Below are 12,361 nucleotides of genomic sequence, written 5' to 3'. Positions count from 1 at the left end.
GATAGGACGTGGAAGCCTACGAAACTGAAGAACAACAAGTTGAAGCCATTAAAAGTTGGTGGAAAGAAAATGGCAAGGCAGTCGTTGTTGGTGGCGTTGTTGGTATTGGTGCTATTTTAGGTTGGAAATATTACCAATCAGCGCAAATTGAAGCAAAAGATACAGCGTCAATGTCTTATGAGAAAACATTAACGGCATTGCAAGCATCTGGTGCAGAAGGCGCTGAGTCAACTCAAGCGTTTATTAATGCAAATGAAAAAAGCGAATACGCTACTTTAGCGGCTCTTCAGCTAGCAAAAGTACAAGTAGAAGCTGGCCAACTTGATAATGCAATAACGCAGTTAAATTGGATTGCAAGTAACAGCAAAGATGAGTCTTTGATTGCTACTGCACAAGTTCGAATTGCTCGTATTCAAGCACAACAAGAACAATTTGATGCAGCACTAACAACATTATCAACTGTGAAACCTGTAAGTTGGGCTGCACGTGTTGCTGAGGTTAAAGGTGATATTGCACTTCGTCAAGGTGATATAGCAACAGCACGCACGGCTTATACAGAAGCACTGCAAGCTGGCATGAACCAAGCGGTTCAAATGAAACTGGATGATTTAGCAGAGTAAGGACAACTGAATGCGTAAGGTGTTAAAAAAAGCGGCATTATGTACCTTTGGTTTCTCGATGCTTTTTGGCTGTGCGAGTGAAGAAGATACAATCGTAATGGCACCGGTTCCTGTTGTTCAAAATCAATTTGAACCGACTACGGAATGGACAAGTTCAATTGGAGATGGCGTTGGGCATTATTTTTCTCGTTTAACGCCTGTTTACGCTTATCAAAAAGTTTATGTTGCAAGTCGAGATGGTTTGGTTAAAGCGCTTGATCCTGAAAATGGTAAAACAATTTGGGAGCAAGATTTAGAGCAAGATGATACCGCTCGATTATCTGGCGGCTTAACACTGACATACGGCAAGGTATTTATTGGTTCTGAGAATGGTGAGCTTATCACTCTTGATGCAGAGACGGGTGAAGAATTATGGCGTGAGAAAGTGGATGGTGAAGTACTTGCAAAACCATTAGCTGATGAAGGTTATGTTATTATTCATACAAGTCGTGGAGCATTGGTTGCTTTTGATGCTGAAACGGGTGTAGAACAATGGCAAATTAACAGTGAAGTGCCTAACTTAACCCTTCGTGGTGACAGTGCACCTGTGAGTATCTCTGGTGGTGTTTTTTGGGGAATGTCTAATGGTCGTTTAGCAGCCGCTTTGATCTCTAAAGGTCAGCTATTATGGCAACAACCAGTAGGTACACCAAAAGGGGCAACAGAAATTGATCGCCTCGTTGATGTTGATGCATCTCCACTTATTTTAGGTGGGCGCTTATATACCATTGGCTACAATGGTCAGTTAATCGCATTAGATCTTCGTACAGGGCAACCTGTTTGGAAGCGTAATTACTCATCAGCGATGAATATGTCATCAGATGGAAAGCGACTTTTCTTAGTGACAGAAAAAGATCATGTTGTCGCTGTTGATGCACGAAGTGGTACCGAGCTTTGGAATAATGAAGAGCTTGAATACCGCCAGTTAACATCGCCAACGATTATTGATAATTACATCGTGGTTGCTGATAGTGAAGGCTACCTACATTGGTTGGATAGAGATACAGGGCTGTTTATGTCTCAGCAAGAGATTGACAGTGATGGTATCTCAGTATCCCCAATTTTGGTGGAAGATAGCTTTGTTATTGTGACTCGCGAAGGCGATATCAAAAAAATGCGAATTAAATAAGTTTTATTTGCTATAATTGTGAATTGGCTCCAAGTCCTTTGGCTTTGGAGCCTTTTATTGTTTTTAGATAGTGAAAGATAATCCAATTTGGTGATGGCTTTACTACTTGATAAATCCGTTAAAACCATCATCAAATTGGTATTAGCTCGCGCTATGCCTATGATTAAATAAAGAGGTATGTATGATTCCTGTTGTTGCTCTGGTAGGGCGTCCAAATGTTGGTAAATCGACGCTGTTTAACCGTGTTACACGCACAAGGGATGCATTAGTTGCTGATTTTCCTGGCTTAACTCGCGATCGTAAATACGGCCGTGCTAAGTTAGAAGAGCAAGAATTCATTCTTATCGATACCGGTGGTATTGATGGAACAGAAGAAGGTGTAGAAACCAAAATGGCAGAACAGTCATTAGCTGCGATTGAAGAAGCTGATGTTGTGTTATTTATGGTTGATGGCCGTGCTGGTTTAACATCATCTGATGAAGCTATCGCAAAACACTTACGTTCACGTGAAAAACCAACTTTCTTAGTAGTAAATAAGATTGATGGTATTGATGCAGATGCAGCAAGTGCTGAATTCTGGCAGCTAGGCATGAACAAGGTTTATCAAATTGCAGCTTCACATGGCCGTGGTGTTACATCACTTTTAGAACTTGCTCTAGCTCCTTTTATGGAAGAGCTTGTTGAAGAGTCTTTGAAAGATGAAAATGGTGAGATGACTGATCTCACTGAATTTGAAGATTTCGAAGAAGAAGAAAAAGATCTAACTGAAGAAGATGCAGAAAGAGATTTTTCTCGTCTTCAAGATCAACCAATAAAACTAGCCATTATTGGTCGTCCTAACGTAGGTAAATCAACACTAATTAACCGTATTCTTGGTGAAGAGCGCGTGGTTGTTTATGACATGCCTGGCACCACTCGTGATTCTATTTACATTCCTATGGAACGTGAAGGTCAAGAGTATGTATTAATCGATACAGCAGGCGTTCGTCGTCGTGGTCGTATTAATGAAACTGTTGAGAAATTCTCTGTAATCAAAACTCTAAAAGCAGTAGAAGATGCTAACGTTGTTCTTTTGGTTATCGATGCGCGTGAAAATATTTCCGATCAAGATCTAAGCTTACTTGGCTTTGCATTAAATGCAGGCCGTTCATTAGTTATTGCGGTGAACAAATGGGATGGTTTAGATAACGATGTGAAAGAAAAAGTAAAGTCTGAGCTAGATCGTCGTTTAGGCTTTGTTGACTTTGCTCGTCTTCACTTTATTTCAGCTCTACATGGTACTGGTGTTGGTCATTTATATGAATCAGTACAAGAAGCATATGTGTCTGCAACTAAGCGTGTAGGTACGTCTGTTCTTACTCGTATTATGAAAATGGCTCAAGAAGATCACCAACCGCCAATGGTTCGTGGTCGTCGTGTGAAATTGAAATACGCTCACGCAGGTGGCTATAACCCACCGCTTATCGTTATTCACGGTAACCAAGTAAAAGAACTACCTTCTTCTTACAAGCGTTTCTTAATGAACTATTTCCGTAAGTCATTAGAAATTATGGGCACCCCTATTCGTATTCAATTCCAGAATAGTGAAAACCCATTTGAAGATCGCGGTGGTAAATTGACTCTATCTCAAGAGCGTCAACGTAAGCGCCTAGTTGGCGCTGTGAAAAACCGTAATAAGAAGTAACCTAGAGCTACTTTACTAATATTATTCAATAATAAAACGCCCACCTATTTGTTGGGCGTTTTTTTTAGGTAAAAATCATGACTCAGTTATCAGCAACAGAGATTTTATTTTGTCATAACACGTGGCAATCTAATTCCATTGTGAAACTTATTAAAGAAACAGAGCAAGGAAAGTGGATAGTTACTAAAGAAACGCCTTTTCATCCTGTAAGCCATATTTGGCCAGATCACCCAGAGGACAAAGGTGTACTTCAAATCAATAATATTGAATACCCTGTACTTACTTGCCAAACAGGTGCCGTCGAACTATCTACAGGTGAGCTTTATATTGGTAAAGATATTCCAATTAAACGTGGAGAAGAGGGCTGGATTTTTGTTGTTTCGCATTTAATATCTAAAGATGCCGATATAGCAGTAGAAAATACTGTTGAGCTAAAGGTTGATAAAGAATACCAAGATTCATTGAGTCGTGGACACAGTGCTGGTCATATCGCTTATTTGGCATTAAACAAAGTGCTTCATGCTAATTACTGGCGTAAAGATGCAGATAGAAAAGATGAACTGGGTCATTACAATTTCAATAGCTATGCTCAAGAAACTAGCTTTGTTACAGAAGATCATTGCGAAGATGTATATCGTTTAGGTAAAACATTACGTAAACGAGGGTTGAATAGTGCAGAGATGATGTCGGATCTTGAGAGTATTGCAGAGCAAGTGAATCAACAGATTAGTGTGTGGCTTGCCTTAGAAAATGAAGTTTCTATTGAGTGTGAAGGCAAAGCGTTAACTGATTCACGTTACTGGATAGCTGACTTTGGTATAGATGGTATTGCTAAGCTTCCTTGTGGTGGAACGCATGTCTCTTCTTTTAAAGAATATCAAGAGATTAACGTTCAGCTTAACGCACAAGATGAGCAAGAATTATTAATGTTAACTCGCTCTATTAAGCGAGTGTAAAGTCGAAATTACATAAGATGTAACTCTTTTTCTGTATTTGGTATTATTTTCATGCTTTCGGTTGAAGTGAAAAGGTTAATACTGATTGATGTGCTGGATCTTCTGTTTTTAATGAGCGATATCGAAGTTTTATATCGTTTAAAATTGAAAAACAGGATATGTAACTAATGCTTTCGGGGTGTGGTTATATAAATGTTCTTAAAGGGCATGATCGCTGATCAGATCCCTATAAGCATAAAGATCCACACTTTTAAATGCGTACAGAGATACTGTGTTTATTTGAAATAGATTAAGAAGGAAAAAAGTGATGCAAACAAACGAATGTCCAAAATGTCAGTCTGAATTACGCTGGCAACGAGAAGGATATCATTGTGATTTTTGTCAGATCGATTTTAAAAAAGTGGCTTATTGTCCTGATTGCAATAAGGAGATGGAAAAGCTTAATGCGTGTGGTGCAGCAAGCTATTTTTGTCATGATTGTAATGAGTTGAAATCTAAGTCTCGTGCGAAAACCGACTTTGTAGAAATGAGATCCAACTAGCCTGAGTTCAGGCTAGTTAATTATTGTTGAGGTAATTTCGCCATCAGCAAAATGAGTGGTTATGCTTTCACCAGTTTCAACTTGTTTTGTTGAAGTGACAACCGCTCCTTTGTTATTACGAGTAATGGAATAGCCGCGTTGTAATGTCGCTAATGGACTAACGGTATCGAGCTTCTCTGCTGCTAATGCTAAGTGATGACGCTGCATTAATAGATTTCTGTCCATTGAATCGAGTAAACGGCGCTTTAGTTCCTCTATTCGTAATTTATCTTGAGATACTTTTTTGGCAGGGGATAGATTACTTAAGCGTAAAGTTAGGTTCTCAACCTTGTATTGGTGACGTTGTAAACGTTGCTGCATATACGTCATCAAACGTTGATTCAAATCATCGAGCTTTTGGCTTTGATTGTTTAACTGCATTTGTGGATGCTGTTTTTCAAGACGATGCTGAAGAGTTGATAGTTGACGCTGCTGTTTTGATAAATAGCGATCCATTGCACTGTTTAATCGTCGTTTCTGATGGCTAACCGTTTGCAGTTGAGAAGACAAATCACGACTTACCAATTCAGCCGCTGCAGAAGGTGTTGGTGCTCGAACATCTGCGACAAAATCGGCAATGGTAACGTCGATCTCATGGCCAACCGCACTCACTATTGGGATCTCACTTGCCGCAATGGTTCTTGCGACGATCTCTTCATTGAAGCACCAAAGATCTTCCAATGAGCCTCCGCCTCGACCGACGATCAAAATATCACACTCATTACGACTATTTGCACGCCCAATCGCTTGTGCAATTTGAATTGCCGCACCTGCACCTTGAACCATGGTTGGGTAAATTACTACGGGTAGGTTAGGATCTCGTCGTTTCAATACGTTTAAAATATCAAATAAAGCAGCGCCTGTTTGCGAGGTAATTATACCGACACGTTTTGGTTGTTCAGGTAAAGGCTGTTTAGCGGTTTGTGCAAAGAGACCCTCTGCAGCAAGTGACATTTTAAGCTGGTCAAACTCTTGTTGAAGGCGACCATCACCTTCGGGCTGCATACTTTCAATAATTAGTTGATAGTCGCCGCGGGGTTCGTATAAAGAAAGGCGAGCTTTAACAAGAACTTGTTTACCGTTTTGAGGCTTAAAAGTAACCCGACGATTATTGCCTTTGAACATCGCACATTTGACTTGTGCTTGGCTGTCTTTAAGCGTGAGATACCAATGCCCAGAGACGGGAACAGTAAGGTTTGATATTTCCCCAACAAGCCAAACAATGCCCATTTCATTTTCTAATAATAGGCGAACTTCAGAGTTAAGACGTGAGACTGTAAAGATGCGAGGATTAGAATCGAGAGACATGATAATGCCTTAGACATGGCTATAGGAATTAGCGGCAATATAATACATAGCAAGGGGGATAATGCAAATTAAAAATAAATAAATGTGTAGCCAAGCGATTGCGCCGTGCGTATAATCCGTCTGCAATATCAAATCCAAAACACTTTATTATGCGAAACGATAAAGTGGGATTTATTCCTTTAAACACTTATGTTGTGAGATATTGCAAATGCTACGAATCGCAAAAGAAGCTTTAACCTTCGATGACGTTTTACTCGTCCCAGCACACTCCACAGTTCTTCCTAACACCGCTGATCTTCGCACTCAGTTAACGAAGACTATCTCTCTAAATATCCCTATGATTTCAGCATCAATGGATACAGTGACAGAAGCGCGCCTTGCTATTGCATTAGCGCAAGAGGGTGGCATCGGTTTTATCCACAAGAACATGTCTATTGCACAGCAAGCTGAACAAGTTCGCTTAGTAAAAATCTTTGAGGCTGGCGTTGTTTCTGCTCCAGTAACCGTTCGTCCTGACGCAACTATCCAAGATGTGAAAGATCTGACTGAAAAACACGGTTTTGCAGGCTTCCCTGTAGTAACTGAAACTAACGAACTTGTTGGTATCATTACTGGTCGTGATGTTCGCTTTGTAACAGATCTATCTAAGAAAGTTGACGTTGTTATGACACCAAAGGCACGCCTAGCTTCTGTTAAAGAAGGTGCAACTCGTGAAGAAGTTCAAGAGAAAATGCATGAAGCGCGTGTAGAGAAAGTATTGGTAGTGAATGATGAATTCCAACTAACCGGTATGATCACTGCAAAAGATTTCCATAAAGCAGAACGTAAACCAAACGCATGTAAAGATGAGCGTGGTCGTCTACGTGTTGGTGCTGCTGTTGGTGCTGGCGCTGGTAACGAAGAGCGCGTTGCTGCTCTTGTTGAAGCCGGCGTTGATGTTCTACTTATCGATTCATCTCACGGTCATTCAGAAGGCGTTTTACAACGTATTCGTGAAACTCGTGCTTCATTCCCTGATCTACAAATCATTGGTGGTAACGTAGCAACTGGTTCAGGCGCTAAAGCATTAATCGATGCTGGTGTAAGTGCTGTGAAAGTAGGTATAGGCCCTGGTTCAATTTGTACAACTCGTATCGTTACAGGTGTGGGTGTTCCTCAAATTACGGCTATTTCAGATGCAGCAGAAGTTGCAACGGCTCATGGTATTCCAGTTATCGCTGATGGCGGTATCCGTTATTCTGGTGATATATGTAAAGCAATCGCAGCTGGCGCATCATGTGTAATGGTTGGTTCAATGTTTGCTGGCACAGAAGAAGCACCGGGTGAAGTTATTCTTTATCAAGGTCGTTCATACAAATCTTACCGTGGCATGGGCTCTCTTGGTGCTATGTCTCAAGGTTCTTCAGACCGTTACTTCCAATCTGATAATGCAGCGGACAAGCTTGTTCCTGAAGGTATCGAAGGTCGTATCGCATACAAAGGTCGTCTAAAAGAGATCGTTCACCAACAAATGGGTGGTTTACGTTCAAGCATGGGCTTAACAGGTTCAGCAACGATTGAAGACATGCGTACTAAAGCTGAATTTGTTCGTATTTCAGGTGCAGGGATGAAAGAGTCTCACGTACATGATGTTCAAATCACGAAAGAAGCACCTAATTATCGTTTGGGTTAAAAGAAGCGCCTAGGCTAATTTTTCTTAATTTTCTTTGCAGAATCTTCCGATTTCGTTGTCAAAGGTACTCATTTACACTTGTAAACTCCGTGCCTTTTCCTAGAACTCGCATGATTCTGCTGTGAAATATAAAGAAAAAACTTTGTACCAAATTCAATTTTAAGCGTGTGGTTTTATAGTGAAGCCACACTAAATAAATGACTTTTTGAGAAAGACTAATGACGACTAATATCCACGATCAACGCATTCTTATTTTAGATTTTGGTTCTCAATACACGCAGCTTGTTGCGCGTCGTATCCGTGAGATTGGTGTTTACTGTGAGCTTTGGAGCTGGGATGTAGAAGAATCTGACATCCGTGATTTTAACCCAGATGGCATCATCTTATCTGGTGGTCCTGAAAGTGTTACTGAAGCAAATTCTCCTCGTGCTCCTCAATATGTATTTGATTCTGGTGTTCCTGTATTTGGTGTGTGTTACGGCATGCAAACAATGGCAGAACAACTTGGCGGTAAAGTAGCAACGTCTACTGAGCGTGAATTTGGTTATGCTGCGGTACAAGTAACAGGTGAATCAGTGCTGTTTAAAGATCTTGAAGCGACTCAAGATGTTTGGATGAGCCACGGTGATAAAGTTGTTGAAATCCCATCTGATTTCGTAAAAATTGCAGAGACAGAAACTTGTCCTTACGCTGCAATGGCGAACGAAGAGAAAAAATACTACGGTGTTCAATTCCACCCAGAAGTAACTCATACTAAAAACGGTCTAAAAATGCTTGAGAACTTTGTTCTTAATGTATGTGGCTGTGAAGGTCTGTGGACTTCAGCATCAATCATTGAAGATGCCGTTGCTCGAATTAAAGAGCAAGTAGGCGATGATGAAGTGATTCTTGGTTTATCTGGTGGTGTAGATTCATCAGTAGTCGCTATGCTTGCTCACCGTGCAATCGGTGACAAACTAACGTGCGTATTTGTTGATAATGGTCTACTTCGTTTAAATGAAGCAGAGCAGGTAATGGAAATGTTCGGTAACAAGTTTGGTCTTAAGATCATTCATGTTGAAGCTGAAAAGCGTTTCCTAGATGCACTTGAAGGTGAATCAGATCCTGAAGCGAAACGTAAGATCATTGGTCACGTATTTGTAGATATCTTCGATGAAGAGTCGAAGAAACTATCAAATGCAAAATGGTTAGCTCAAGGTACTATCTACCCAGATGTTATCGAATCAGCAGCATCGAAAACAGGTAAAGCGCACGTTATCAAATCTCACCACAATGTTGGTGGTCTTCCTGATGACATGGAGATGGGTCTTGTTGAGCCATTACGTGAGCTATTTAAAGATGAAGTGCGTAAGATTGGCTTAGAATTAGGTCTTCCATACAATATGCTTTATCGCCACCCGTTCCCTGGGCCTGGTTTAGGTGTTCGTGTTCTTGGTGAGGTTAAGAAAGAGTACTGTGACTTATTGCGTCGTGCTGATGCTATCTTCATTGAAGAGCTGCACAATGCGGATCTTTACCACAAAGTATCTCAAGCGTTCACGGTATTCTTACCAGTACGTTCTGTAGGTGTAATGGGTGATGGTCGTAAATATGATTGGGTTGTTTCTTTACGTGCAGTAGAAACTATCGACTTTATGACAGCGCATTGGGCACATTTACCATACGATTTCTTAGGTAAAGTATCTAACCGCATTATCAATGAAGTTAGTGGCATTTCTCGTGTTGTTTACGATATTTCTGGTAAGCCACCAGCAACAATCGAATGGGAATAATCTCTGATTCAATGAATCTGATTTAATTTAAGAAAGCGCCGAAAGGCGCTTTTTTTGTTTCAATTGTAAAGTGTAGTAATTTATATTGTTAGTTATATGTTTCAATGAAAACTTATCTTACAAAATATATGTTTGCACTTCTAAATTATTCAACTAAATGCTCTATTTCTTTCTTAAGTGGTTTACACTGTTTCAGCAAAAGAAAAGTTAAGAGAAGTCACATAATTTCCAAATTCTTTTCTGAAAATACAACATTAATAATAGATGGAGTTACGGATGAGTAACCAAGCAGCAGAGAAAGCATCTAAGCCAAGTGGTATGGATCGTTTTCTAAATACAATCGAACGAGTAGGTAACAAGATCCCAGATCCTGCACTACTGTTTTTCTGGGGCCTTTTAATTGTTTGGGGTCTTTCAGCGCTATTATCACAAGTACAATTTGACTTGATTCATCCTGTTACTCAAGATGCAGTCCAAGTGAAAAACCTTTTAACTGGTGATTCATTAGCAAACTTTTTAGCAACAATGGTGAAGAACTTCACAGGTTTTGCTCCATTAGGTATCGTATTAGTTGCGATGTTAGGTGTTGGTGTTGCTGACTCTTCAGGTTTTATTCAAACTGGCCTAAAGAAAATGCTGAACTTCACACCAGCTAAACTATTAACACCAATGCTTATTCTTGTTGCTATCGTTTCACACACAGCAGCAGATGCAGGTTATGTTTTAGTTATTCCACTAGGTGGTATCATTTTCCACGCAGCAGGTCGTCATCCATTAGCGGGTATCGCTGCTGCATTTGCGGGTGTATCTGGCGGTTTCTCTGCAAACTTTATCCCATCGGGAATCGATCCATTACTAGCTGGTTTTACACAAACAGCAGCACAAGTACTAGATACGACTTACATTGTTAACCCATTGGCAAATATTTACTTTACAGGCCTTTCTTCAATTCTAATTGTTGTTATTGGTTGGTATGTAACTGATAAGATTATCGAACCACGTTTAGCAAATACTCCAGTTGATGAAGATGCAGAAACAGCACCAGATTTAGGCTCTTTTACAGAGATTGAATCGAAAGCATTTAAGTTCGCTGGCTGGGCAATGGTTGCAGGTATCGCACTATTAATCGCACTTATTTATCCTGAAGATTCAGCACTGCGCTCTCCTGATGGCCAAATTACATCATTCTCAGCGCCTTTAATGCAGTCAATTGTACCGCTTATTTTCATTCTGTTTATCATTCCTGGTATCGTTTATGGACGTGTATCTGGCACATTTAAAAGCAGCAATGATGTAATTAAAGCAATGTCAGAAACAATGGGTACTATGGGTGCATACATGGTTATGTCATTCTTCTGTGCACAGTTCCTAGTTGCTTTCAGTCAATCAAATATTGGTACTATCTTAGCTATGTACGGTGCTGATTTCTTAAAAGCATTAGAGCTTCCTGGTCAATTAACGATTATTGGTATGATCTTACTAACGGCATTCGTTAACTTGCTTATTGGTTCTGCATCAGCTAAATGGGCTCTAATTGGCCCTGTACTTGTTCCAATGTTAATGGGTGTTGGTATCTCTCCAGAGCTTTCTCAAGCGGCATACCGTGTAGGTGATTCTGTTTCAAATATCATCTCACCATTAATGGTATTCTTCCCATTAGTAGTGGTTTACTGCCAACGCTATGTTAAATCAACGGGTATCGGTACATTGGCTTCTTTAATGATGCCTTTTTCTATTGCTATGCTAATTGGTTGGACAGTATTCCTACTTGCTTACTGGGCGCTAGGCATTCCTCTAGGTATCCAAGCACCATATACATATAACCTGCCAGGTTAATTTGTATTAGTAAAAAATAAAGCCCTGAGAATAGTAAGTTCTCAGGGCTTTTTTATGAAAGTGAAGAAGGAGGAGGGGGATTACTTAAATTTTCTTAGATAACGATACACAGAGTCTTTCGACACATTAAGAATATTAGCTGTGATCTGAGTGGCGTCTTTGATATTGAATGCACCTTGGTGGTGTAAACGTTCAACAATGGTTCTGACTCTTCGAGAGACGGCAATACTTTCATCTTCTAACACTTCACTCTGTATTCTTGAAATCGAATCCGTTAGCATTTCTATACTGTCCTTTGCAAAGGTTTCTGGTGACGCTGCTAACTGAGCTGATTGAGGAAACAGATCCATAAAGAAACTGTTCATTGGAACGTCAAGGTTAGAGTTCATACAAAGTAAAGCGATAGGTATCCCTGCCTCATTTCGAATCATCGAAGTAACAGAACGCATTAATTCGCCTTTATCTGTTCGTGTGAAATAAGGGGTTGATACATCAGAACCCGCTTTTAGCTTTTCTAATGCTAAGTTGGTTATAGGTGCACCAATACCACGACCCGTGACATGCCCATTAGCAATTTTAATGATTGATGGATTGTCTGAATCTAAAGAGTGCAATACTACTTCGACATGTTTTCCAAACATAGCAGCAATGCCATCAACGATACTAAAGGTTGATTGAAGAATTAGCTTATCGGCTGTAGATAGTTTATGTAGCATAGATACTCTTATGTTAGTGGGAAGTGATGTCACTAGCTAATAGTGACAT

General features: G+C 40.1%; 10 protein-coding genes. 8 read left to right on the top strand and 2 right to left on the bottom strand.

Going from position 1 to position 12,361, the window contains the following annotated elements; genetic code table 11:
* Positions 1-8: 8 nt before the first annotated feature.
* From PVK71_RS12880 to PVK71_RS12860, 5 genes are all read left to right on the top strand, one after another.
* Complete coding sequence (locus PVK71_RS12880) at positions 9-620, top strand: YfgM family protein (protein WP_274419183.1); 612 nt, start codon at positions 9-11, stop codon at positions 618-620.
* A 10-nt stretch (positions 621-630) separates the two neighbouring features.
* Positions 631-1,788, top strand: a complete 1,158-nt coding sequence (gene bamB / locus PVK71_RS12875; protein WP_274419184.1) for an outer membrane protein assembly factor BamB — start codon at positions 631-633, stop codon at positions 1,786-1,788.
* 181 nt (positions 1,789-1,969) lie between these two features.
* The gene (der, locus tag PVK71_RS12870; RefSeq protein WP_274419185.1) at positions 1,970-3,472 is read left to right on the top strand and encodes a ribosome biogenesis GTPase Der; all 1,503 of its coding nucleotides are present in this window, start codon (positions 1,970-1,972) and stop codon (positions 3,470-3,472) included.
* 77 nt (positions 3,473-3,549) lie between these two features.
* Positions 3,550-4,428, top strand: a complete 879-nt coding sequence (locus PVK71_RS12865; RefSeq protein ID WP_274419186.1) for an alanyl-tRNA editing protein — start codon at positions 3,550-3,552, stop codon at positions 4,426-4,428.
* Positions 4,429-4,735: 307 nt separating this feature from the next.
* Positions 4,736-4,969, top strand: coding sequence for a zinc ribbon domain-containing protein (locus tag PVK71_RS12860; protein ID WP_274419187.1), 234 nt, complete (start codon positions 4,736-4,738; stop codon positions 4,967-4,969).
* A gap of 12 nt (positions 4,970-4,981) precedes the next feature.
* Here PVK71_RS12860 and xseA read toward each other — a convergent pair whose 3' ends face one another.
* On the bottom strand, positions 4,982-6,316 hold the full coding sequence (xseA, locus tag PVK71_RS12855) for an exodeoxyribonuclease VII large subunit (protein ID WP_274419188.1): 1,335 nt from the start codon (positions 6,314-6,316) through the stop codon (positions 4,982-4,984).
* Between the two features lie 208 nt (positions 6,317-6,524).
* On the opposite strand from xseA, the gene guaB reads away from it, so the two are divergent.
* The 3 genes from guaB (at position 6,525) to PVK71_RS12840 (ending at position 11,596) form a co-directional block, all read left to right on the top strand.
* A complete protein-coding gene (gene guaB / locus PVK71_RS12850; protein ID WP_274419189.1) occupies positions 6,525-7,988 on the top strand; it encodes an IMP dehydrogenase in 1,464 nt (487 codons plus the stop codon).
* 218 nt (positions 7,989-8,206) lie between these two features.
* Positions 8,207-9,760, top strand: coding sequence for a glutamine-hydrolyzing GMP synthase (gene guaA, locus PVK71_RS12845; protein ID WP_274419190.1), 1,554 nt, complete (start codon positions 8,207-8,209; stop codon positions 9,758-9,760).
* Positions 9,761-10,036: 276 nt separating this feature from the next.
* Positions 10,037-11,596, top strand: coding sequence for an AbgT family transporter (locus tag PVK71_RS12840; RefSeq protein WP_274419191.1), 1,560 nt, complete (start codon positions 10,037-10,039; stop codon positions 11,594-11,596).
* An 80-nt stretch (positions 11,597-11,676) separates the two neighbouring features.
* Here the strand turns inward: PVK71_RS12840 and PVK71_RS12835 are convergent, their stop codons facing one another.
* Positions 11,677-12,312 (bottom strand): helix-turn-helix transcriptional regulator, encoded by a 636-nt coding sequence (locus tag PVK71_RS12835; protein ID WP_274419192.1) that lies wholly within the window; start codon positions 12,310-12,312, stop codon positions 11,677-11,679.
* Positions 12,313-12,361: the final 49 nt, after the last annotated feature.

The organism is Aliivibrio sp. S4MY1 (assembly GCF_028765545.1).
GTDB lineage: Bacteria > Pseudomonadota > Gammaproteobacteria > Enterobacterales > Vibrionaceae > Aliivibrio.
Note: the sequence above shows the minus strand (reverse complement) of the source record. Positions and strands in the feature narration are given on the sequence as shown.

What these genes read in the sequence shown, in the direction of transcription:
- bamB (WP_274419184.1), top strand. Translation starts at nt 631, where the DNA reads ATGCGTAAGGTGTTAAAAAAAGCGGCATTATGTACCTTTGGTTTCTCG.
- der (WP_274419185.1), top strand. Translation starts at nt 1,970, where the DNA reads ATGATTCCTGTTGTTGCTCTGGTAGGGCGTCCAAATGTTGGTAAATCG.
- PVK71_RS12865 (WP_274419186.1), top strand. Translation starts at nt 3,550, where the DNA reads ATGACTCAGTTATCAGCAACAGAGATTTTATTTTGTCATAACACGTGG.
- PVK71_RS12860 (WP_274419187.1), top strand. Translation starts at nt 4,736, where the DNA reads ATGCAAACAAACGAATGTCCAAAATGTCAGTCTGAATTACGCTGGCAA.
- xseA (WP_274419188.1), bottom strand. Translation starts at nt 6,316, where the DNA reads ATGTCTCTCGATTCTAATCCTCGCATCTTTACAGTCTCACGTCTTAAC.
- guaB (WP_274419189.1), top strand. Translation starts at nt 6,525, where the DNA reads ATGCTACGAATCGCAAAAGAAGCTTTAACCTTCGATGACGTTTTACTC.
- guaA (WP_274419190.1), top strand. Translation starts at nt 8,207, where the DNA reads ATGACGACTAATATCCACGATCAACGCATTCTTATTTTAGATTTTGGT.
- PVK71_RS12840 (WP_274419191.1), top strand. Translation starts at nt 10,037, where the DNA reads ATGAGTAACCAAGCAGCAGAGAAAGCATCTAAGCCAAGTGGTATGGAT.
- PVK71_RS12835 (WP_274419192.1), bottom strand. Translation starts at nt 12,312, where the DNA reads ATGCTACATAAACTATCTACAGCCGATAAGCTAATTCTTCAATCAACC.